At 72.2% G+C, this 20,198-nt stretch carries 24 protein-coding genes; 9 read left to right on the top strand and 15 right to left on the bottom strand.

The features are described 5' to 3' along the window. Positions 1 to 38 precede the first annotated feature (38 nt). The gene (locus IEX31_RS16785) at positions 39 to 1,187 is read left to right on the top strand and encodes an ROK family transcriptional regulator (RefSeq protein WP_188744548.1); all 1,149 of its coding nucleotides are present in this window, start codon (positions 39 to 41) and stop codon (positions 1,185 to 1,187) included. Between the two features lie 56 nt (positions 1,188 to 1,243). Here IEX31_RS16785 and IEX31_RS16780 read toward each other — a convergent pair whose 3' ends face one another. Together IEX31_RS16780 and IEX31_RS16775 are read right to left on the bottom strand one after the other, a co-directional pair. After that, the gene (locus IEX31_RS16780; RefSeq protein ID WP_188744547.1) at positions 1,244 to 1,858 is read right to left on the bottom strand and encodes a hypothetical protein; all 615 of its coding nucleotides are present in this window, start codon (positions 1,856 to 1,858) and stop codon (positions 1,244 to 1,246) included. After that, on the bottom strand, positions 1,855 to 2,733 hold the full coding sequence (locus IEX31_RS16775; protein WP_188744546.1) for an LssY C-terminal domain-containing protein: 879 nt from the start codon (positions 2,731 to 2,733) through the stop codon (positions 1,855 to 1,857). Before IEX31_RS16775 ends, IEX31_RS16780 begins: the two co-directional genes overlap by 4 nt. A gap of 52 nt (positions 2,734 to 2,785) precedes the next feature. Between IEX31_RS16775 and IEX31_RS16770 the strand changes: the two genes are divergently transcribed. Further along, positions 2,786 to 4,000: a cysteine desulfurase-like protein gene (locus IEX31_RS16770; protein ID WP_188744545.1), complete on the top strand. Its 1,215-nt coding sequence runs from the start codon at positions 2,786 to 2,788 to the stop codon at positions 3,998 to 4,000. Between the two features lie 20 nt (positions 4,001 to 4,020). Continuing rightward, on the top strand, positions 4,021 to 4,794 hold the full coding sequence (locus tag IEX31_RS16765) for an isocitrate lyase/PEP mutase family protein (RefSeq protein ID WP_188744544.1): 774 nt from the start codon (positions 4,021 to 4,023) through the stop codon (positions 4,792 to 4,794). A 27-nt stretch (positions 4,795 to 4,821) separates the two neighbouring features. Here the strand turns inward: IEX31_RS16765 and IEX31_RS16760 are convergent, their stop codons facing one another. Further along, a complete protein-coding gene (locus IEX31_RS16760) occupies positions 4,822 to 5,433 on the bottom strand; it encodes an MBL fold metallo-hydrolase (RefSeq protein ID WP_229662448.1) in 612 nt (203 codons plus the stop codon). 162 nt (positions 5,434 to 5,595) lie between these two features. Between IEX31_RS16760 and IEX31_RS16755 the strand changes: the two genes are divergently transcribed. The 4 genes from IEX31_RS16755 to IEX31_RS16740 all read left to right on the top strand — a co-directional run bounded on the left by IEX31_RS16755 (position 5,596) and on the right by IEX31_RS16740 (position 8,472). Beyond that, complete coding sequence (locus IEX31_RS16755; protein WP_188744543.1) at positions 5,596 to 6,492, top strand: ATP-binding cassette domain-containing protein; 897 nt, start codon at positions 5,596 to 5,598, stop codon at positions 6,490 to 6,492. Next, positions 6,492 to 7,322 carry an ABC transporter permease gene (locus tag IEX31_RS16750; protein ID WP_188744542.1) on the top strand — a complete coding sequence of 277 codons (831 nt, stop codon included), beginning with the start codon at positions 6,492 to 6,494 and terminating at the stop codon, positions 7,320 to 7,322. Before IEX31_RS16755 ends, IEX31_RS16750 begins: the two co-directional genes overlap by 1 nt. 31 nt (positions 7,323 to 7,353) lie before the next feature. Then, entirely contained in the window at positions 7,354 to 8,028 is a 675-nt protein-coding gene (locus IEX31_RS16745) for a DNA glycosylase AlkZ-like family protein (RefSeq protein ID WP_268237011.1), read from the top strand. A gap of 63 nt (positions 8,029 to 8,091) precedes the next feature. Next, positions 8,092 to 8,472 (top strand): DUF1304 domain-containing protein, encoded by a 381-nt coding sequence (locus tag IEX31_RS16740; protein ID WP_188744540.1) that lies wholly within the window; start codon positions 8,092 to 8,094, stop codon positions 8,470 to 8,472. Here the strand turns inward: IEX31_RS16740 and IEX31_RS16735 are convergent. The 11 genes from IEX31_RS16735 to IEX31_RS16685 all read right to left on the bottom strand — a co-directional run bounded on the left by IEX31_RS16735 (position 8,469) and on the right by IEX31_RS16685 (position 17,369). Further along, a complete protein-coding gene (locus IEX31_RS16735) occupies positions 8,469 to 8,840 on the bottom strand; it encodes a hypothetical protein (RefSeq protein ID WP_188744539.1) in 372 nt (123 codons plus the stop codon). The two genes, IEX31_RS16740 and IEX31_RS16735, sit on opposite strands and share 4 nt — an antisense overlap. A 74-nt stretch (positions 8,841 to 8,914) precedes the next feature. Further along, complete coding sequence (hemL, locus tag IEX31_RS16730) at positions 8,915 to 10,255, bottom strand: glutamate-1-semialdehyde 2,1-aminomutase (protein ID WP_188744538.1); 1,341 nt, start codon at positions 10,253 to 10,255, stop codon at positions 8,915 to 8,917. After that, entirely contained in the window at positions 10,252 to 11,250 is a 999-nt protein-coding gene (gene hemB, locus IEX31_RS16725; RefSeq protein ID WP_268237010.1) for a porphobilinogen synthase, read from the bottom strand. The genes hemL and hemB overlap by 4 nt, the downstream gene beginning before the upstream one ends. A gap of 202 nt (positions 11,251 to 11,452) precedes the next feature. After that, entirely contained in the window at positions 11,453 to 12,271 is an 819-nt protein-coding gene (locus IEX31_RS16720) for a uroporphyrinogen-III synthase (protein WP_188744537.1), read from the bottom strand. Then, positions 12,268 to 13,248: a hydroxymethylbilane synthase gene (hemC, locus tag IEX31_RS16715; protein WP_268237009.1), complete on the bottom strand. Its 981-nt coding sequence runs from the start codon at positions 13,246 to 13,248 to the stop codon at positions 12,268 to 12,270. Before hemC ends, IEX31_RS16720 begins: the two co-directional genes overlap by 4 nt. Next, positions 13,245 to 14,399 carry a ferrochelatase gene (locus tag IEX31_RS16710; RefSeq protein WP_188744556.1) on the bottom strand — a complete coding sequence of 385 codons (1,155 nt, stop codon included), beginning with the start codon at positions 14,397 to 14,399 and terminating at the stop codon, positions 13,245 to 13,247. The genes hemC and IEX31_RS16710 overlap by 4 nt, the downstream gene beginning before the upstream one ends. Before the next feature lie 149 nt (positions 14,400 to 14,548). Next, the gene (hemQ, locus tag IEX31_RS16705) at positions 14,549 to 15,286 is read right to left on the bottom strand and encodes a hydrogen peroxide-dependent heme synthase (protein ID WP_188744536.1); all 738 of its coding nucleotides are present in this window, start codon (positions 15,284 to 15,286) and stop codon (positions 14,549 to 14,551) included. 187 nt (positions 15,287 to 15,473) lie between these two features. Further along, entirely contained in the window at positions 15,474 to 16,199 is a 726-nt protein-coding gene (locus tag IEX31_RS16700; RefSeq protein ID WP_188744535.1) for a GntR family transcriptional regulator, read from the bottom strand. A gap of 20 nt (positions 16,200 to 16,219) precedes the next feature. Continuing rightward, the gene (locus tag IEX31_RS16695) at positions 16,220 to 16,531 is read right to left on the bottom strand and encodes a DUF3618 domain-containing protein (RefSeq protein ID WP_188744534.1); all 312 of its coding nucleotides are present in this window, start codon (positions 16,529 to 16,531) and stop codon (positions 16,220 to 16,222) included. After that, the gene (locus IEX31_RS16690) at positions 16,518 to 16,922 is read right to left on the bottom strand and encodes a phage holin family protein (protein WP_188744533.1); all 405 of its coding nucleotides are present in this window, start codon (positions 16,920 to 16,922) and stop codon (positions 16,518 to 16,520) included. Before IEX31_RS16690 ends, IEX31_RS16695 begins: the two co-directional genes overlap by 14 nt. Before the next feature lie 15 nt (positions 16,923 to 16,937). Further along, positions 16,938 to 17,369, bottom strand: coding sequence for a YtxH domain-containing protein (locus IEX31_RS16685; protein ID WP_188744532.1), 432 nt, complete (start codon positions 17,367 to 17,369; stop codon positions 16,938 to 16,940). A 324-nt stretch (positions 17,370 to 17,693) separates the two neighbouring features. On the opposite strand from IEX31_RS16685, the gene IEX31_RS16680 reads away from it, so the two are divergent. Both IEX31_RS16680 and IEX31_RS16675 read left to right on the top strand, forming a co-directional pair. Beyond that, positions 17,694 to 18,074 (top strand): hypothetical protein, encoded by a 381-nt coding sequence (locus IEX31_RS16680; RefSeq protein ID WP_188744531.1) that lies wholly within the window; start codon positions 17,694 to 17,696, stop codon positions 18,072 to 18,074. Positions 18,075 to 18,122: 48 nt separating this feature from the next. Then, positions 18,123 to 18,554, top strand: a complete 432-nt coding sequence (locus IEX31_RS16675; RefSeq protein WP_188744530.1) for a helix-turn-helix domain-containing protein — start codon at positions 18,123 to 18,125, stop codon at positions 18,552 to 18,554. A gap of 21 nt (positions 18,555 to 18,575) precedes the next feature. Here IEX31_RS16675 and hemG read toward each other — a convergent pair whose 3' ends face one another. Next, positions 18,576 to 20,102, bottom strand: coding sequence for a protoporphyrinogen oxidase (hemG, locus tag IEX31_RS16670; RefSeq protein ID WP_188744529.1), 1,527 nt, complete (start codon positions 20,100 to 20,102; stop codon positions 18,576 to 18,578). Between the last annotated feature and the right edge of the window lie 96 nt (positions 20,103 to 20,198).

Here is a 20,198-nt window from a genome sequence, read left to right as displayed (position 1 = left end):
TCAAGCATAATAGGCGGTAGCCCGACTTGGAGGTCGACATGCCTGGACCCGGCGACGTGCTGGAGTTGATCCGCGCCGGCCGAGCCGTGACACGCGGTGAGGTGCTCGACATCACGGGTCTTTCCCGGATGACGGTCGCCACGAGGATCGATGCACTGCTCGACGCCGGCCTGATCGTCGAGAACGGCACCAATCGCGTGTCGGGCGGCCGCCCTGCGCGCCTCCTCCAGTTCAACACGGAGCACGCGTTCGTTCTCGCGGCGGCGGTCGATACGACGCACACGACGGTTGCCCTGACCGACCTCGCCGGGCGAATCCATGACGAGGAGCGGCTCGACGTGGTCATCGCCGACGGCCCCGGGCTGACGCTCGATGCGATCGGCGACCGCGCACGTGCGCTCCTGGAGCGCGTCGGCGTCGCGCGCGATCGGATCAGCGGAATGGGCATCAGCGTGCCGGGCCCCGTCGACCCCGACACCGGCCGTCCGAGTCAGCCGCCGATCATGCCCGGCTGGGACGCGTATCCGATCGTCGAGCACCTCCACGACCTTCTCGAGGTGCCCGTGCTGGTCATGAACGACGCCGATGCGGCGGCACTCGGCGAGCAGCGCTCCGCCCACCCCGACTCCAGATCCCTCTGCTTCATCAAGGTCTCGTCGGGCATCGGCTCTGGCATCGTCATCGATGGGCGCGTGTACGCCGGCACCGATGGCGGCGCAGGAGACATCGGGCACATCAAGCTCGTCGGGTACGACGACCGTCTGTGCCAGTGCGGGTCATACGGATGCCTCGCCGCCGTCGCATCGGGCGGTGCCGTGGCGCGTTCGCTCAGCGAGTTGGGAACGCCTGCGGCGTCCGGCTCGGACGTCGGCGCCCTCCTCGCAGCCGGTGACGCCGACGCAGCGCGTCTCACGCGGGATGCCGGTCGCGTCCTGGGTGAGGTTCTGGCCACCGTTGTCTCCGTCCTCAACCCCAGCGAGGTCGTCATCGGTGGCACCCTCGCCTCGGCCCCGCTGCTGACGGGCCTGCGGGAGACCCTCTATCCGCGTTCTCTCCCGCGGGCAACGCGGCATCTGGCGATCAGTCAGTCCAACCTCGGTCAACGCGCCGGTGTGGTCGGCCTCACCACGCTCGTGGTTGAGCGGGAATTCTCGGCGGAGGCGGTGAACACGCTCCTCGGTGCGTAGAGCCCACGATCCCCTCCCCCGCGCAGGGACCGGATTCTGTGCTCGTGGCGACTCGATCACTCGGCGTGCGACGTGCGAGGGCGGTGGCGGCGCCGGAGCGCCGGGTCTCCCGCCCACCGACGGTGCAGGATGGACCGCTGCCGCGGCCGCCGGGCGTAGGCACGCGCATTCCGACTCGAGAGCGCGAGCAGCACGAGGATGTCGAGCGCGAGCGTGACGAAGGTCGTGCGCAGCGTGATCTCGGTCGAGCCGGTCACCGAGTCGATCCACGCGACCACGATGCTGATCGTCGAGAAGGACATGACGGTGACGCGAGCCCGGTTGCTGCCCCGCCAGATGAACAGGGCGAGCAGCAGCTCGACGGCGAGCACGACGCCGCCCGCGACGATCACGACGGTGAGCACCAGGTCGGATGCGGCCTGGCTGTCGCGACCTTCGAGCTCGATCTCCAGCTCGGTTCGCACGATGTCGTCCCATGCGAGACCGAGGGCGACGAGCCCGGCGATGCCGGCCGCGACGCGTCCGCACACGAGCAGGGCTCCGAACGCGGTCGCCGCGGGGCGGGGCATCGACACCGGCGGCGTCACGGGTGTCGCGAGCACCGCCGGCGACTCGAACGCCGGACGCTTCTCGACCGACACGTGTCGGCGTTCGGGGTCGGCGGCGCTCACGGCGCTGCCTCGATCGCGACCACCGGCACTTCGCCGACGTCGACGACCGGCAGGTCCCCGTCGGTGCGGATCGTGTCGCCGCCGCCGTTGCGCGAGTGGTAGCCGGTGGAGAAGTCGTGCAGCACCTCGACGCCCGCCACGGGGTTGGCACCGAGCACGGTCGCGACGATGTGGTCGCGCTCGACGTCGATGTCGGCGTCGATCTTGTGGGTGACCTGCAGCGTGAACAGCGAGAAGCCGACGCTGCGGTCGAACGTCCCCGCCGCGAGCCATTCGACGCGCCGTCCCCCGGGCAGCAGCCACCAGTCGGGGGTCCGCCAGAACCGCACGTGGTGGCGCCGCGCGGGATTGCCCTCGACCTCCTGCTGGTAGGCGAAGCCCTGCTGGCGGTGGAACAGGAACAGCGGGCTCACCGGTGCCTCGTCGTAACTGCGGCGCGTGACGGTCGAGGTCACGATGCGCCAGCCCGATGCGAGCGTGATGTCGTCGGCGCGCGTCCAGCCGGCGGCGCGCATGGCGGCGTGCACGGATGCCTCGCTCCCGTCGAACGCCAGGTTCACCGGGTCGCCGAGCAGGCCGTCGCTCGTGCGCGCTCGGCCGATGAAGTACTCGGGCACGTAGATCGCGGCGAGGATGCGGTGCAGCCGCGGCAGCACGAGGTAGGCGAGCACGAGCCAGAACGCCACGAAGAACGCGATGCCGAACCAGCCGAACTCGAACGACTGCGTGAGCACGAGCCACGCGAGCCACACCGAGGCGATGCCCGCGAACACGAAGAAGAAGCCGTCGAGCATGGTCGTGAACGAGAGCCGTCGCGGTGCCTGACCGGCCGCCGTCGCGTCGGTTCGGGATGCCTCGGCGCCCACCTCGCCCATGACCGCATGCTAGCCGCACGCCCGCCGTGCGGCGCGACATAGGCTCGTCGTCATGGCCTACGACACCGCCCGCATCCGCTCGCTGTTCCCCTCGCTGGAGAGCGGATGGGCGCACTTCGACGGCCCCGGCGGAACGCAGACGCCGCGGGCCGTGGGCGACGCCGTGGCATCCGTGCTCACCGGTCCCCTGTCGAACCGGGGCACCATCGGCGAGTCCGAGGAGCGCGCCGAAGCCGCCGTGCACGGGTTCCGGCTCGCGATGGCCGACCTCCTCGACGCGCACCCGCGCGGCATCGTGCACGGCCGCAGCGCCACGCAGCTCGTGTACGACTTCTCGCGGCACCTCTCCCGCGACTGGGAGGCGGGCGATGAGGTGGTCGTCACGCGGCTCGATCACGACGCGAACGTGCGTCCGTGGGTGCAGGCGGCCGAGCGGGTGGGCGCCACGGTGAGGTGGGCCGATTTCGACCCCGAGACGGGCGAGCTGCCGACGGATGCCGTCACCGCCGTGCTCTCGGAGCGCACGCGCGTGGTCGCCGTGACCGCTGCGTCGAACCTCATCGGCACCATGCCCGACGTGCCCGCGATCGCGGCAGCCGCCCACGGGGTCGGCGCACTCGTGTTCGTCGACGGCGTGCACTTCGCCGCGCACGAGCTGCCCTCCGTCGCCGGGCTCGGTTGCGACTTCTTCGTGTGCTCGCCCTACAAGTTCCTCGGGCCGCACTGCGGCGTGCTCGCCGCCCGGCCCGACCTGCTCGAGACGATCATGCCCGACAAGCTCCTGCCCGCGACGAACGTGGTGCCCGAGCGCTTCGAGTTCGGCACGCTCCCCTACGAACTGCTCGCGGGCGTGACCGCGGCGGTCGACGTGCTCGCGGGCCTGGATCCGGATGCCGCGGGCGCCGCCGAGTCCCGCCGCGGGCGACTCGCGGCATCGTACGCCGCCCTGTACGAGCACGAGGAGGGCCTGCGCGCCCGGCTCGAGGAGGGGCTCGCGGCGCTTCCGGGCGTGAGCTTGTGGTCGCGCGCGACGAGGCGCACTCCCACGCTGCTCGTGACCTTCGAGGGGCACGCGGCATCCGACGTGAGCCGGACGCTCGCCGAGCGCAAGGTGCTCGCCCCGTCGAGCAGCTTCTACGCGATCGAGGCATCCCGGCGCCTCGGTCTCGGCGACGGCGGCGGCCTGCGCATGGGACCTGCTCCCTACACGGATGCCGCCGACGTCGAGCGCCTGCTCGACGGGCTGGGGGCGGCCCTCGGGGGCTGACGCGACCGTAGGCTGGAGCCATGACCCTCGCCGACACCGCCGCCGAACTCCGCCACCTGCACGACGCCCCCGAGCTCCTCCAGGTCGTCAACGTCTGGGACGTCGTGAGCGCCCGAGCCATCGCCGCCCTGCCCGAGACCCGCGCGATCGCCACCGCGAGCCACTCGATCGCCGCGACCTTCGGGTATCCCGACGGCGAGCAGATCCCCGTCGACCTCATGCTCGACATGGTCGGCCGCATCGCGAGTGCCGTCGACGTGCCCGTGAGCGCCGACCTCGAGGCCGGCTACGGCGACCCAGGCGAGACCGTCCGCCGCGCCATCGGTCTCGGGATCGCGGGCGCCAACCTCGAGGACGAGCTCAAGCCGCTCGGTGAGGCGGTCGCCGCGGTCGAGGCCGCCATGGCCGCCGCCGACGCGGAGGGCGTGCCGCTCGCTCTCAACGCGCGCACCGACGCGTTCCTGCGTGGCAGGGACCGACCTCGGGCGACCAACATCGCCGACGCCGTCGAGCGCGGCCGGGCGTACCTCGAGGCCGGCGCCACGTGCGTGTTCGTGCCCGGGAACTTCGGCGAGGACGTCATCGCCGAACTCGTGGCGGGCATCGGCGACCGGCGCGTGAGCCTCATCGGACTGCCCGACATCCCGGCGCCCGCGCGCCTCCGGGAACTCGGCGTCGCGCGCCTCTCGTACGGCCCGTACACACAGCGCGTCATGCTGGGCGCCCTGCAGGACCTCGCCAGCGACCTCTACGGCGGGGGCGTGCTGCCGCGCGACATCCGTCAGCTGAACTGAGGCGAGGGTCGCGCCGTGAGCCCCGACTCAGAGCCGGTACTCGGCGCCCTCGCGCCCGATCTCGCCGAACTCCGGCACCTCGCCGGCGTCGAGGGCGCGGATCGTCGGACGCCCGAGGTGGGCGAACACGAGACGACGCACGCCCGCCGCACGCGCGGCCGCCGAGGTGTCGGATGCCGCCGCGTGTCCGCCGACGCCGCCACGGAACCGGATCGGCCGCGACCAGCCGGCGGCATCCGCGAACATGAGATCGGCGCCAGCGGCCCACTCGGGGAAGCGCCAGAACTCGGGCGCCCAGACCGCCGTCCGCCCCTGCCACCGGAGTTCGTAGCCCCACGCCTCGTGGCTCGTGTGCTCGACGGGGTGCGGCTCGACGACGAGGTCGGGGGCCGAATACGGCCCCACCTCGGGCCGCAGGCCGAACGTCGACGCGGTGCGGCGGATGTCGGCGATGAGTTCCGCTCGCAGATCGGTGACGAGCCACGCGCGCAGCAGGCCGCCCGTCGCGTCGGGAACCGCCGCGAGCCCCCCGTCGAACATCACCGTGCCCGACGGCGCCATCGCCATCAGGCCAGCGGGCGCGTACCGCGGCGACGCCATCGCGCCCACGCCCAGGAGTCGCAACCGCAGCCGGGCCATGGAGTCATGGTAGGAGCATCCGGAAGACCGCGGGAATCACCCGCGCGACGGATGCCCCGCGCCGGTGGCGCTCGCTAGGGTGGCCCGTGAGGCGGCTCGACCGCCGGGCCCGGGCGGGGCGCGGCCCATCGCGGCTCCTGCCCCCCGACGTGAGGAGCGCGTATGGCAGGCGGCATCCCGATCATGATCGAGGGACTTACCAAGCAGTTCGGCCCGGTCACCGCCGTCGACGACCTCAGCTTCACGGTGGAGCCGGGCCGCGTGACGGGGTTCCTCGGCCCAAACGGCGCGGGCAAGACGACAACCCTGCGCGTGCTGCTCGGGCTCGTGCGGGCGACCGCCGGCACGGCCACGTTCGGCGGCACCCCGTACCACGACTTACCGCGCCCTTTGGAGACGGTCGGCACCGCGCTCGAGGCGACGTTCCATCCCGGCCGCACGGCGCGCCACCACCTGAAGGTGTACGCCACCGCGGCGGGGCTGCCGGCGGCGCGAGTGCAGCAGGTGCTCGAGATGGTCGGCATCGCCGAGTTCGCCGACCGCCGCGTCGGCGGGTACTCGCTCGGCATGCGCCAGCGCCTGTCGCTCGCGTACACGCTCATCGGCGACCCGGGCGTCTTCGTGCTAGACGAGCCCATCAACGGCCTCGATCCCGAGGGTATCAAGTGGATCCGCGGCTTCCTGCAGGCGCTCGCGCGCGAGGGGCGCACGGTGCTCGTGAGCTCGCACCTGCTCAGCGAGGTGCAGCAGAGCGTCGACGACGTCGTGATCATCTCGAAGGGGCGGCTCATCAAGAGCGGCACGCTCTCGAGCCTCGAGCTCGAGGCGGCGCCGCGCACGATCGTCGATTCGCCCGACCGCGAGAAGCTCTCCGAGGCCCTCGACGAGGCCGGGCTCGCCTATACCGAGGGCCGCGGCGGGTTCATCGTCGACGAGCACGACCCCGGCGTGGTCGGCCGCGCCGCCTTCCTCGGCGGTGTCGAACTGAGCGCGCTGCACCGATTGAAGTCCGGGCTCGAGGAGTCATTCCTCACGCTCGTGGGCGGGGGTGAGGAATGATGTCGCTCCTCCGCTCGATCGCCTCCGAGTTCCAGAAGGTCTTCACGACGCGCATGTGGTGGCTGCTCGCCCTCCTGCTCGTCGGCTACGTGCTCGTGCTCGCGGGCGGGTTCGGCGCGTTCCTCGGGTGGGCGGTGCGGAACCCGGACGCCGCAGCCGCGACCGGTGGCAACACGGGCGTGCCGCCCGGGACCGAGCTCGCTCCGCTCATCTACACGTTCGCCTCATCGATCGGCTACGTGTTCCCGGTGCTGCTGGGGGCGCTCGCGGTCACCGGCGAGTTCCGGCACCGCACCCTCACGCCGACGTTCCTCGCGGAGCCGCACCGGTCGATCGTGCTCGGCGGCAAGTTCGTGACGCAGCTCGTCGTGGGAGCGGGGCTCGGCGTCGCGGCCTTCGCCACCTCGGTGGGCTCGGGCGCCGCGGCGCTGGCCGCCTTCGACTTCGACACCGGGCTCGACCAGGGCGACACGTGGGCCCTCATCGGTCGCGGCGTGCTCGCGATGGCGCTCTGGGGCGGCATCGGCGTGGGCCTCGGCGCGCTCGTGCCGAACCAGGTCGCCGCGATCGTGATCGTCATCGCGTTCACGCAGTTCGTCGAGCCGATCCTCCGGCTCGCGGCATCCTTCAGCGACGTCACCGCGAGCATCGGCCGGTTCCTCCCCGGAGCGGCCAGCGATGCACTCGTCGGCGCCTCCTTCTACAGCATCATGTCGACTGGGTCGTCGTCGTCGCTCGACTGGTGGCAGGGCGGGCTCGTGCTGCTCGGCATCGCGGTCGTCGCCACCGTGATCGGCGGCGCCACGACATGGCGGAGGGACGTGACGTAGCGTTGGACCTCGACACGCTCCGCTCGATGCGCTGCGAGCGCAGGGTCTCCGGGCGCCGGGCGATGCCTTCGCCGAGGTCGTCCGGCGATTCGTCGCCGTGCAGGCCCAGGAGTACCTGCCGTCGCAGTGGGGGCTCGCCATGCGGGTGCCGGAGGAGCGGCGACGGGATGCCGCGGCCGTCGCCGCGGCGACCGACGCGGGTGGCATCCTCCGCACGCATGTGCTCCGCCCCACGTGGCACTACGTGCATCCCGCCGACGCCCGGTGGCTCGTGGAGCTCTCGGCCGTGCGGGTCCGCGGCAGAACGGGCTCCACTACCGCCGGACGGGCGTCGAGGGCGACGCCGCGGCACGCGGACTCGATGTGCTGGACCTACCTGCTCATGCTCGCCGAGCTCGGGCGCGTGGCGATCAGCGGCGCCAACGTCGGGAAGCAGCGCACCTACGCGGCGTTCGACGAACGAGTGCCGCCATCACCGCCTCGCGCGCGCGACGAGGCCCTCGCGGAGCTCGCGGCACGTTCCATCGCGTCCCGCGGCCCGGTGAGCGATCGTGATTTCGACCCGGGCAGGCCAGGCGCGCGACCGTGCGCGTGGCGGCGTGGCGTGCGTTGTCCGCCGCCGGGGAACGAGCGCTCGCGGCATCCGTCTCCCGAGCTCGAACGCTTCCTCGGCGTGCCCGTCACGGTGGAGCACGCCGCGCGGTGAGGAGGCGCGCAGCGCCGTCTCGAAAACCCGCCTCCGCCACCCCTGCACCGATACGATCGCGCCATGGCCGTCATCGCGAGCATCCTCGCCGCCCTCGCCGCGCTCCTGCACGGCTACATCTTCCTGATGGAGAGCGTGTGGTGGACCCGGCCCGCGACCTGGAAGCGGTTCGGGGTCGCCGACCAGGCGCAGGCGGACGCGACCAAGCCCATGGCCTACAACCAGGGCTTCTACAACCTGTTCCTCGGCATCGGCGCGGCCGTCGGCCTCGTGCTCTACTGGCTGGACTCGGCGACCGTGGGCACGACGCTCGTGCTGTTCACGACCGCGTGCATGGTACTCGCCGCGGCCGTGCTCACGACCACCGGTCGCGGCTACTGGAGGCCCGCGCTCATCCAGGGCACGCTGCCGCTCATCGGCTTCGTGCTGTTCCTGTTCGCCTAGTCGGTGGGCGGCTCGGGATCGTCGGTGAGCTTGAGCCGGTCGATCAGCGCGGCGGCGTGGTTGGTGCTCAGGATGATGCGCGTGAACTCGCCGGCGTTCAGTTCGAGCACGACCGCCTGGCGCTTGCCCTTGATGATGACGAAGTCCGACCCGCCGTGGTACTTCCAGACGCCCACCGCCACCACGAGCGGGATCTCGGTGCCTCGCCTGCGGATGCCGCGGACCCACACCCACGGGTCGTCGGCGATGGTCGCCGAGCGGATGTCATCGCGCTGCACCACGATGTCGTCGGCGCGCAGCGCGAGCGACTTCTCGGCCGGGGTGAGATGTACCTCGATCCGGTCCTTGTGCACGCGAAGGTGGGACATGATTCCATCCTGCACGAGCCGGCCGGCGAGCGCCGAGTCGCCAACCCACAATGGCGTAACGGTTTGCGACGGCGTCAGGCCGGGCGAGCGGATGCGGCGGCGCGCGCCGCCGCCGGAAGCGCGTCGACCACCCGGCCGATCGCGTCGTCGTCGTGCGCCGCGGTGACGAACCACGCCTCGAACACCGACGGCGGCAGCGAGACGCCCGCGTCGAGCATCGCGTGGAAGAACGACGGATACCGCCACGCCTCCTGGCGCTGCACGCCGGCGTAGTCGCGCACGCCGGCCGACGCGACCTCTTCGCCGAACACGAAGCTGAAGAGGTTGCCGGCGCGCTGCACGCGATGCGCGACGCCCGCGGCAGAGAGCGCTTCGGAGACGGCGGCGGAGATGGTCGCGGCGGCGGCGTCGAGCCGCTCGTACACCGCGGCATCCGCTGCCCTGAGGGTCGCGACGCCCGCGGCGACCGCGACCGGATTGCCCGACAGGGTGCCCGCCTGGTAGACGGGCCCGAGCGGGGCGAGCTGCTGCATGATCTCGGCGCGGCCGCCGAGCGCGGCGACCGGCATGCCGCCGCCGATGACCTTGCCGAACGTCATGAGGTCGGGTGTGTAGGCGGTGTCGGTGGCGCTCTCGAGGCCCCACCACCCGGCGGCCGACACCCGGAAGCCCGTGAGCACCTCGTCGGAGATCACGAGCGCGCCGTGCTCGTGCGCGAGGTCGACGAGCGCGCGGTTGAAGCCCGGCACGGGCGGAACGACGCCCATGTTCGCGGCCGCGGCCTCGACGATGACCGCGGCGATGCGGTCGCCGTGCTCGGCGAACACCACGCGCAGGGCGTCGAGGTCGTTGTAGGGCACGACGAGCGTGAGCGCCGCGATGGCGGCCGGCACGCCCGCGGAGCCCGGCAGTGCGAAGGTGGCCAGGCCCGATCCGGCCTCCGTGAGAAGCCCGTCGGAGTGGCCGTGGTAGTGGCCCGAGAACTTCACGAGCACGTCGCGGCCCGTGAAGCCGCGGGCGAGGCGGATGGCGCTCATGGTCGCCTCGGTGCCCGTCGACACGAGGCGGAGCTGCTCCACCGGACCGACTCGCTGTTCGACGAGCTCGGCGAGCTCGGTCTCGGCGGGCGTGGACGCACCGAACGAGAGACCGCGGCTCGCGGCATCCGTCACCGCCTCGATGACGCGCGGGTCGGCGTGGCCCAGGATCGCGGGACCCCAGCCGGCCACGAGGTCGACATACTCGCGTCCCTCGGCGTCGGCGACGTAGGGGCCGCGTGCCGACACGAGGAAGCGGGGTGTGCCGCCCACCGAGCGGAACGCGCGCACGGGCGAGTTCACGCCGCCGGGGATCGCGGCCTGGGCACGGGCGAAGAGCTCGGCGTTCGTGGGTCGAGGAGCCGCCGCGGCGCTCACGCGAGGTCCCCGTTGCGGATCCAGCCCGCGAGCTCGGTGGCCCAGTACGTGAGCACGACATCGGCCCCGGCCCGCCGGATGCCGCGCACCGACTCGATGACAGCGCGCTTGCGGTCGATCCAGCCGTGAGCGGCGGCGGCCTCGATCATGGCGTACTCGCCCGAGACCTGGTAGGCCCAGACCGGGACCTCGGATGCCGCCGCCACATCGGCGAGCACGTCGAGGTAGCTGCCGGCCGGCTTCACCATGACGATGTCGGCGCCCTCCTCGATGTCGATCATCGCCTCGCGCAACCCCTCACGCCGGTTACCGGGATCGAGCTGGTAGGAGCGGCGGTCGCCCTCGAGGGTCGACTCGACGGCGTCGCGGAACGGGCCGTAGTACGCCGACGCGTACTTGGCCGAGTAGGCGAGGATCGCGACATCCGTGAAGTCCTGGTCGTCGAGCGCCTCGCGCACGGCGGCGACCTGGCCGTCCATCATGCCCGACAGGCCGAGCAGCTCCGATCCCGCCCGAGCCTGTTCGAGCCCCATGGCCGCGTACCGCACGAGGGTGGCGTCGTTGTCGACGCGGCCGCGATCGTCGAGCACGCCGCAGTGCCCGTGGTCGGTGAACTCGTCGAGGCACAGGTCGGTCTGCACGAGCAGCCGACCCGCGGATGCCTCGACCGCAACCCTGGTCGCCACGTTGAGGATGCCGTCGGGGTCGGTCGCGCCCGAGCCGCGCGCGTCGCGCTGCTCGGGAACGCCGAACAGCATCACTCCGCCGATGCCCGCAGCCGCGGCATCCGCCACCGCCTCGGGAAGGCTCTCGAGCGAGTGCTGCACGACCCCCGGCATCGACGCGATCGGCACGGGCGCGCTCACGCCCTCGCGCACGAAGATCGGCAGCACGAGCTCGGCCGGATGGATGCGGGTCTCGGACACGAGGCGGCGCATCGCGGGGGTCTCCCGGAGGCGGCGCGGGCGGACGCGGGGCAGGGGCGCGGAACTCACCCGAACAGCCTACGCGCGCCCGGCGGGCGCACGCCGCGGCCCGTTCGCGACGGAGATCGCGTTCGTCGCGTTCCAATGCATGCCTTGCCCCCGCCGAGCGTGCAGTCGATGCCCTTTTCGGGGCGACAAGTGCACTCTCGACGAGGAGGATTCGGGGGTCGAGTGAGGTGAGAGGTCGGGTCTGGGGAACGAGCGAGGGCCGTCAGGCCTTGGCCGTCGCGGCCTCGACCACCGCGTCGATGAGCGACTCGGCGGTGCGCTCGCGTGCGACGACGTCGACGCGCAGGCCCACCGCCGCGGCATCCTTCTTCGTCTGCGGACCGATCGCGGCGACGAGCGTCGTCTCGGGGATGGGGCCGAGCTGCTGCTGCACCTGCTCGGCCACGCTGCCGGAGGTCACGAGCACGGCGTTCACGCGACCCGCGCGCACGTCGTCGGCGACCTTCGGCGCGGCGGGCACGCCGACGGTGCGGTAGGCGACGACCGCCTCGACGTGGTGGCCGGCCCGCGCGAGGCCCACCGAGAGGATCTGCTTCGCGATCGCCGAGCGGAGGGCGAGCACGCGCAGCCCGCGCTGGCCACCGGTCGCGGCCTCCCACTCCTCGAGCAGGCCACGCGCCGAGTTCTCCTCGGAGGGCACGATGTCGGCGCGATATCCGGCGGCGATCAGCGCGGCGGCGGTGGTCTCGCCGACGGCCGCGACGTTCGTGGTCTCGGGGATCACGACCCCGTACGACGAGAGCACGTCGACCGTGGTCGCGCTCGTGACCGTCACCCAGTCGAACTCGCCCGCCGCGAGCTTCGCGAGCGCCACCTCGAGGGCGGGCTGGTCGTTTGTCGGCGCGAAGTTGATGAGCGGCGCCACGATCGGCGACGCGCCCCTGGCGCGCAGAGCCGCGGCGACGCCGTCGCCCCACGGCCCGCCCCGGGGCACGAGCACGCGCCAGCCCGTCAACGGCTTGCCGTGGTGGAAGGGCAGGTTGATCGCACCGGTCAACGCTTCCGCTTCGAATTCGCTCATCGCGACTCCTCAGGTGGTGCAAGTTCGGCGGCGCCATTGCCGAGGAGTTCCGCGACGACCCGATCGGCGACGTCGCGTGCCGCGTCCGCCAAGTCGGCGGACGAGCGGCTGTCGGGGGTCGCGGCGTGCGAGCTCGTCAGCCTCCGCGTCCCGTCGGCACTGTACACGTTCGCGCTGAGGAACAGAAGTTCGTCGTCCACGAAGGCGGTCACGCCGACCGGCGCTGCGCAGCCAGCTTCGAGCCCCGCGAGCACGAGCCGTTCGGCGAGTGCCGTCGCACGGCTCGTGCCGTGGTCGATCGCCTCGAGCGCGCGCTCCAGCGCGCGGTCGCCGCGCTCTCGTCGCACCTCGATGGCGAGCGCGCCCTGTCCGGCGGCGGTGGGCCAGTCGACGAGCGAGAGCAGTTCGGTCGCGGCATCCGCTCGTCCGAGCCGTCCGAGGCCGGCCGCGGCGAGCAGCACGGCGTCGACCTCGCCCGACTCGACCTTGCCGAGACGTGTGTCGACGTTCCCGCGGATGTCGACCGGCGTGACATCGGGCCGCGCGGCGCGCAGCTGCGCGATACGGCGCGGCGACCCGGTGCCGATGCGCGCGCCCTCGGGCAGCGTCGCGAGCGTGAGGCCGTCGCGAGCGCAGAGCGCGTCACGGGCGTCGGCCCGCTTCGGCACCGCACCGAGACGCAGGCCCGGATGCTCGGCCGTCGGAAGGTCCTTCAACGAGTGGACGACCACGTCGCACTCACCGCGCAGGAGCGCCTCACGCAGCGCGGCGGCGAACACGCCGGTGCCGCCGAGCGAGGCGAGCGAGGCACGTGATGTGTCGCCCTCGGTCGTCACCGGCACGAGTTCGATCTCCGCCTTCGCGGCCTTGGCGATGCGCTCGGCGACCTGCCTGGTCTGCGCCATCGCGAGCGTGCTCGCGCGGGTGCCCACGCGGATCGTGCCCGCCGTTCCCGCCGTACCCGCCCCGCTGCTCACGGCGCGATCCCCGCCAAGGCAGGCTTGAAGCCGAGTCGCGCGTTCTCGCAGCACCCGGGGCGGCACACGTCGTACCAGGGGCCGAGCTCGGTGACGTGCGGACGCTCGGCGCGTGGGGTGCCGTTCACGCGCTCGAGCACGAGATCGACGAGTCCCGCGACATGAGCGGGGTGGGTGCCGGGCGTCGGCACGCGCACCGCAGCGAGACCGTGCTCGTGCGCCGACTCCATGGCCTCCTCGTCGAGGTCCCACATGACCTCCATGTGGTCGCTCACGAAGCCGAGCGGCACGATCACGACGGCCTTGCGGCCTGCTGCCGGCAGTTCGGCGATGGCGTCGTTCACGTCGGGCACGAGCCACGGCTGGGTCGGGGGGCCCGAGCGCGACTGGTACACGAGCTGCCACGGCACGTCGGGGATGCCGGCCTCGCGCATGACGACCTCCGCGACCGCGCGGTGCTGTGCCGCGTAGGCGCCGCCTTCGCCGAAACCGCGCTCGGCCGGGCCCGATTTCGCGGCATCCGCCGTCGGAATCGAGTGCGTCGCGAAGAGCACCTCGATCTCAGTGGCCCGGTCGAGGCCGGGGTGGTCGGCGAGCAGCTGTGCGATCCCGTCGCGCACGCCCTCGACGAACGGCGTGACGAAGCCGGGGTGGTCGAAGAACTGGCGCGCCTTGTCGATCTGGATCTCGCCGCCGAGCTCCGTGTCGGCGAGCGCGTCGGCGAAGTCCTCGCGGTACTGGCGGCAGCTGGAGTAGGCGCTGTAGGCGCTCGTGGCGATGGCGATGAGCTTGGTGAAGCCGCGGGCCTTCGCCTCGGCGACGGCGTCGTTCAGGTACGGATCCCAGTTGCGGTTGCCCCAGATCACCGGCAGGTCGACGCCGCGGCTCGCGAGCTCGGCCTCGAGCGCCGCCTTCAGTCGGCGGTTCTGCTCGTTGATGGGGCTGACGCCGCCGAAGTGCCGATAGTGGTGTGCGACCTCCTCGAGACGCTCGTCGGGGATGCCGCGACCACGAGTGACGTTGCGGAGGAACGGGATGACGTCGTCCTGGCCCTCGGGCCCACCGAATCCGGCGAGCAGGATCGCGTCGTACGCGGTCGGCTCCGTGACGTGCTCGGGGCCGCCCTGCGCGGCGGGTGTCGCGCCCGGCACGATCGCACCGGGAGCCAATGGTGCGGATGCCGCGGGCGCGGGCTTGCGTCCGCGATGCGGGGTGCCCGGGGCATCCGTTCCGCCGGCGACCGAGCCGCCGGCGACATCCGTTCGTCCTTCGCCGGCCGAGCCGAGGTTCACAGCCGCCACTACTGCAGCACCTCCACGAGCTCGGCAGTGCTGATGCGGCGGCCCGTGAAGAACGGCACCTCCTCGCGCACGTGACGGCGCGCGTCGGTGGCGCGGAGGTCGCGCATGAGATCGACGAGGTCGGTGAGCTCGTCGGCCTCGAGCGGCAGCAGCCACTCGTAGTCGCCGAGCGAGAAGGATGCGACGGTGTTCGCGATGACCCCGCGGAACGCGGCGCCTCTGCGGCCGTGCTCGGCGAGCATGCGTCCCCGCTCCTCGGGTGGCAGCAGGTACCACTCGTAGCTGCGCACGAACGGGTAGATCGTGAGCCACTGCTTCGGCGCGAGCCCGCGGAGGAACCCCGGCACGTGGGCCTTGTTGAACTCGGCGTCGCGGTGCACACCCATGGCGTTCCAGGTGGGCAGGAGGGCACGGAACAGGCGGGCGCGACGGAGCTCGCGCAGCGCCCACTGCAGTCCCTCGGCGGTGGGCCCGTGCAGCCACAGCATCACGTCGGCGTCGGCACGGAGGCCGGAGACGTCGTAGATGCCGCGGACGGTCGCGCCCTCGTTCTCGACGAGCCCGATGATGTCGTCGAGCTCGCGCACGAAGCGCGGCACGTCGTGGCCATCGAGGTCGTCGGGTCGCGCCGGGTCCTTGCGGAGCACGGCGAACACCGTGTAGCCCTCGGGAGACTGCTCGGCGTCGGATTCGGTCTGGAGCGCGTCGGCTGCCGCTTCGGCAGCGGGGGAAGACATGCCTCTAGTCTCCCCCTTCCTCCCTGAACGGCCAAAAGCAGGGGTCGGATGCCGCGGCCGCGCGACTGGGGACTGCTGCGGCATCCGAGGGCCGGAGTGTGCAGCGAAGTCCGCCCTCACGGGCGCATGCGGGCGCATGAAGGGGATTCTCAGGTGTTTTCCGATGCGGTGTGGCGCAGCGTCGCGGCTAGCGGCCGAGGAGCAGCGCGGTGGAGTGCTCGAGGTGCTCGCGGATCGCGTCGGGCCCGCGGGTCTGCACCTCGTGAAGCAGCGCGCGATGCTCCGCGACGAGGGTGTCGAGCGTGTAATGCGGGCGCACGTGCAACAGGAAGAGCAGCAGTTCGCTGCCTAGCGCGCCGTGGGCTTCGATGATGCGAGGGCTGCCGGACGCCGCGACCAGCGCGCCGTGGAATTCGGCGTGGATACGCTCCGCCTCGAGCCAGTCGATCTCCGCCGCGGGTTGAGGTGGGTGCGCAGCGCCCGTCTCGAAACCCGCCCCCCCGAGCGCCGCCATCCGATCGAGCGCGTAACGCGCGGGTGCGAGCACGGCATCCGGCCACGCCGACCCGTACCGCTCGCCGGCGATGCGTACGGCCTCCACCTCGAGCGCGGCGCGCAGCTGCTGCAGGGCGATGATCGTCTCGCGGTCGAAGCTCGCCACACGCACGCCGCGGTACGGCGCGGCGACGGCCAGTCGCTCGGCGACGAGCCGCTGGAACGCGGCACGCACGGTGTGCCGGGACACCCCGAGCCGTTCGGATGCCGCCTCCTCGCGGAGCGGCTCGTCGGCGGCGAGCGTGCCGCTCAGGATCTCGGACCGCACCACGTCGGTGACCCGGTCGACCGCGGTCGGCGCCGGGCCGGAGGGTTCGTGGCCCTCAGGAACTCGGCCTCCCGCGTCGAAGGGCGGCATCGCGGCATCCGCTCGATGCGCTACGTGCCGTCGACGGCGGCCCGCACGACGAGCCACACCGAGACGCCGACGACCGCGACGACTCCGACCGCGACCGCGACCGCTGCGGCGGGCTGCTCGTCGGCGAACCTGCGGAGCCGCACCTTCGCACGCGCGGTCTTGACACGCACCTGCTTCGGCACGTTCAGCTTGTCTTCGAGGGCGTCCAGCGTGCTCGCGAACTCCGCACGCGCGCGCTCGGAGTTCGTGCGCGCCTCGAGGCGCGTGAGGTTGCGCTGGCGCGTCTTGGCAACACGTCCGTTCACCCCGCGGGCGACGTCAGTCGCGGTCATAGTCGCCCGTTCCCTTCACCATGTCGAGATCCCGGCGCAGGCTCTCGATCGATTCGAGCGGCTCGCTGCCGCGCCTGAAGTTGAGCGCCGCGATGCCCACGAGGATGAGGATGATGAGCAGCAGCACGCCAGACACGATGAGCGCTGCGGCCCAGGCCGGCAACACGAGCGCGAGCGCGAGGATGCCCGTCGCGATCAGCGTGCCCAGCAGGAAGATGCCGACGAACGCGGCGGCGGCGATGAGCCCGGCGCCGATGCCGAAGTGCTTGGCCTTGTAGCTGAGCTCGGCCTTGACCTGGTCGATCTCGGCACGGACGAGGTCGGACACCCGATCGGGCAACTCGCCGATCAGCGTGAACAGCGAACGTTCGTCATTCGACGGTGCGGTCATGTTCCCCTCCGCGGATCAGGAGCCGGATTCCGCGGTGGAGCCGCCCGAGCTCGACGAGCTGCTCGCCGAGCCCGCCTTGGTCGTGCCCGACTCGGACGCGCCCGACTTCGCGGAACTCGATTTCGCCGTGGTCGACTTCGCCGCGCTCGCCTTCGCGCCGCCCGATCTCGCGCCCGACGAGGGCTTCGCGCCCGAAGCGGTGGTGGCGCCCGGACCCTTCGTGGCGTTGCCGATGAGGCCCTTCACGCCGTCGAGCACGGTGTCACTGAGATCGCTGACACGCGTCTTGGCGAAATCCTTCACGGTGCCGACGCCCTGCTGCACGGCGGGCTGGTTCCAGACGTTCAGCGCGGCCGTGCGGATCTGCTCGTAGCGTTCGCGTCCGGCGCGAGCGCCGAGCACGTATCCGACGCCGAGACCGACGACGAAGAGGATCTTGCCCTTCATGTGTGCACCCCATCTCCCCCTGTGGCCGGCCGGTGGATGACCACAGCGACGGTTCCAGCGTAGACCCCGTGCAGGGTCGCGCAAGGGGGTTGCGCGGCCAATATGCCGTTCTGGCTATGCGAGACCGCCCGGTCGGGGCGCCGGTCGATCGGGTCGGCGTGCGGGAAAGCCCACTCGCCGCGAGCGGTTGCTGCCCGGCCCGAGTATCAGATCGGATACGCGCTGGATGGATGGTCGCTCCGATCGACGACGACCCGAGCTCCCCGACGGTTTCCCGGAGCTCCATTCCGACCTGCGATCGGTGCTCGTGATCGGTTCGACGTCGTGCTCGACGCACTGGAGCACGACGGGGACTTCGTGCTCAACCGGGCCGCCCACGGCAAGATCATCCTCGGCGAGCTCGGCGGGATCGAGACCGGTATCCGCCAGCTCACCCGCATGCGTCCGCTCGAGACGCAGCGCTTCCGCCTCCCATCCGGTCGATCGCTCACGGTGCCGACGATGGCCGAGACGCTCCGCATCAAGGCCTACCTGATCGTGAAGCGCAACCAGACGCGGGACTATCTCGACGTCGCCGCTCTCGCCACCCGATTCGGCGTCGACGCTGCGGCCGGAGAGCTCGCCGCGATCGACGCGACTCGCGCAGTACAAGGGACTCATCGCCCGTTGGCACGACTGGAACGACGTGACGGAGGTCTGTCGTGAGCTCGCCCGCGCGATCGTCGCCGTCGTCGGGGAGGAAGCGTGACGGCCATGCGGTTCCGCAATCTCACCGTGACCCCCGATGATCCGGTCGACGCTTGGGGCGTCGAGGGCATCCTGGCCGCGATCGACCGGGGCGGGGCATCCGATTGGGCGAAAGTCGCCCGCGCCGTCGAAGCCGCACCGTACGGACCCGTCGCCGCCGACCTCGACGAGGCGCTCGAGGTCGCCGAGTCGGCCGGCGCGGCCGCGCTTCTGCGCTCGGTGCTCGAGGTTGCACGTGCGACCCCGGAGGAACGCACGGTCCGCCGCCTGCGCAGCCTCGCTCGCGCCACCGACCTGTCGCAACGAGAGCTGGCCGAGCGACTCGGCACGTCGCGGAGCCGGTTGAACAGCTATCTGAACGGTGCCGTGACCCCGTCGGCCGCCGTGGTCACGCGACTCGAGGACATCGTCCGCAAGCGCCGAGCCGAGATCATCTGACCCGCGGCGGCTCGGCCGCGGCTACTCGCTGTCGCCGGGCCGCACCGCGACGCGACGGATGCGGCGGGCGGCCTCGAGCGCGTGCGGCACCACCGACGCGAGCCCCGTGCCCGCGACCCATGAGCCGGTCGCCTCGATGCCGGGCTCGGCGGCGAGCACGTCCTCGAGCGCCCGAACACGGTCGCGCTGGCCGATCGTCGCGTGCGACAGGGCGTCGCGCCAGGCCGTGCGCCCCGACGCGCGCACCATCGACGCGTCGAGCGGGGTGCCGAGCAGCACGCTCGCGTCGGCGAGCGCGAGCGCGGTCACCTCGTCGTCGGCGCGACCGTCGAGGGGGTTGGGCTCGCCCGCCCGCCCGTACGAGAGGCGCACGACGTGACGGCCGCCCGCGGCATCCGCGAGCCATTGCCACTTCGCGCTCGAGTGCGTGAGCGCCTTGGCGGTGACGCCGGGCGTTCCCTGCACGACGAGCACGCCGGTGCCGCGCGGCGCGGCGTCGAGCGCGGGTGCGTCGAGCACGAGGGTCACGAGCTCGACGGATGCCGCGTGCGGCCAGTCCGCGGCCGTCGACCAGCCGAGCGACGCCTCGTCGAGGAGCCGGCGCGACGCGTCGGACGGCGCAGCGAGCACGACGTGGGTGGCGTCGAATCGGATTGGCGGGTCGCCGTCGCGGGCGGCGTCGACGATCCAGCCCGGGACCGGGGCATCCGCGGGTCGAGGAGCCGCGCCCTCCTCGACCATCGAAGCGGCAGCCGACTGCCGGGCGATCGCGGTGACCTCGGCCCCGGTCACCACCTCGGCGCCGAACCGGTCGAGCTCGGCGGCGAGCGCGTCGATGAGCCGGTGCATGCCGCCGCGGAGCCCCAGCACGGCGCTGCCGGCCTTGCGCGACTCGACGAGCTGGTCGACGCCTCCCGACAGGGAGCCCGCGCGCGTCATCGCCTCGTTGAGCCCCTGCGCGACCACGTCGAGGTCGAGCACGTTCGGGTCGCTCGAGTAGACGCCGGCCGAGATCGGCGTGACGAGCCGGTCGAGCACGGCGGCGCCCATGCGGGACCGTACGAGGTGGCCGAGGCTCCGGTACCGGCCGATGCGCAGGATCGGCGTCAGGCGGTCGGCGTAGGCGCGGATGGCCCCGCGCCAGCCGATGATGCGCCGCACGTCGCCGCCGAGCGGGTTCGCGGGGATCCCCAGGATGCCGGTGCGGGGCATGGGCGCGGCATCCGCGGTGCCGTTCGGTCCCGGCATGACGAGCCAGGCGCCGGCCGGATCGGGCTTCTCGATGTCGTCGGTGAGCCCGAGCGATTCGAGCAGCTCGGCGACCGCCCCGCCGCGGGTCGCGAACGACTCGGCGCCGCTGTCGAGCGAGAGCCCGTCGAGTTCGATGCGGCCGACGCATCCGCCGATACCGTCGCGCCGTTCGAGCACGGCCACCTGCAGGCCGACCTTCGCGCACTCGAGCGCCGCAACGAGGCCCGCGACGCCGCCGCCGATGACGACGACATCGGCGACGCGGTGCTCGACCGGCGCAGGCGCGACGTCGCTCATTGGTGCACCATCGTTTCTGTAGCGCGAATGCGTCGCTCCGGATGAGGATTCCTGTTGAACCGTCGGCCGGTGGCTGACCGCCAGCGTCGCTTGTCC

Source organism: Agromyces bauzanensis (assembly GCF_014645655.1).
Classification (GTDB): Bacteria; Actinomycetota; Actinomycetes; order Actinomycetales; family Microbacteriaceae; genus Agromyces; species Agromyces bauzanensis.
This window is presented reverse-complemented; position numbering and strand designations above follow the sequence as displayed.

Coding starts and splice junctions, on each gene's coding strand:
- IEX31_RS16755 (WP_188744543.1), top strand. CDS start 5,596: ATGGCAGGCGGCATCCCGATCATGATCGAGGGACTTACCAAGCAGTTC.
- IEX31_RS16685 (WP_188744532.1), bottom strand. CDS start 17,369: ATGAAGGGCAAGATCCTCTTCGTCGTCGGTCTCGGCGTCGGATACGTG.
- IEX31_RS16785 (WP_188744548.1), top strand. CDS start 39: ATGCCTGGACCCGGCGACGTGCTGGAGTTGATCCGCGCCGGCCGAGCC.
- IEX31_RS16720 (WP_188744537.1), bottom strand. CDS start 12,271: ATGAGCGAATTCGAAGCGGAAGCGTTGACCGGTGCGATCAACCTGCCC.
- IEX31_RS16760 (WP_229662448.1), bottom strand. CDS start 5,433: ATGGCCCGGCTGCGGTTGCGACTCCTGGGCGTGGGCGCGATGGCGTCG.
- IEX31_RS16695 (WP_188744534.1), bottom strand. CDS start 16,531: ATGACCGCGACTGACGTCGCCCGCGGGGTGAACGGACGTGTTGCCAAG.
- IEX31_RS16765 (WP_188744544.1), top strand. CDS start 4,021: ATGACCCTCGCCGACACCGCCGCCGAACTCCGCCACCTGCACGACGCC.
- IEX31_RS16690 (WP_188744533.1), bottom strand. CDS start 16,922: ATGACCGCACCGTCGAATGACGAACGTTCGCTGTTCACGCTGATCGGC.
- hemQ (WP_188744536.1), bottom strand. CDS start 15,286: ATGTCTTCCCCCGCTGCCGAAGCGGCAGCCGACGCGCTCCAGACCGAA.
- IEX31_RS16775 (WP_188744546.1), bottom strand. CDS start 2,733: ATGGGCGAGGTGGGCGCCGAGGCATCCCGAACCGACGCGACGGCGGCC.
- IEX31_RS16750 (WP_188744542.1), top strand. CDS start 6,492: ATGTCGCTCCTCCGCTCGATCGCCTCCGAGTTCCAGAAGGTCTTCACG.
- IEX31_RS16700 (WP_188744535.1), bottom strand. CDS start 16,199: ATGCCGCCCTTCGACGCGGGAGGCCGAGTTCCTGAGGGCCACGAACCC.
- IEX31_RS16675 (WP_188744530.1), top strand. CDS start 18,123: ATGCGGTTCCGCAATCTCACCGTGACCCCCGATGATCCGGTCGACGCT.
- hemG (WP_188744529.1), bottom strand. CDS start 20,102: ATGAGCGACGTCGCGCCTGCGCCGGTCGAGCACCGCGTCGCCGATGTC.
- IEX31_RS16770 (WP_188744545.1), top strand. CDS start 2,786: ATGGCCTACGACACCGCCCGCATCCGCTCGCTGTTCCCCTCGCTGGAG.
- IEX31_RS16740 (WP_188744540.1), top strand. CDS start 8,092: ATGGCCGTCATCGCGAGCATCCTCGCCGCCCTCGCCGCGCTCCTGCAC.
- IEX31_RS16735 (WP_188744539.1), bottom strand. CDS start 8,840: ATGTCCCACCTTCGCGTGCACAAGGACCGGATCGAGGTACATCTCACC.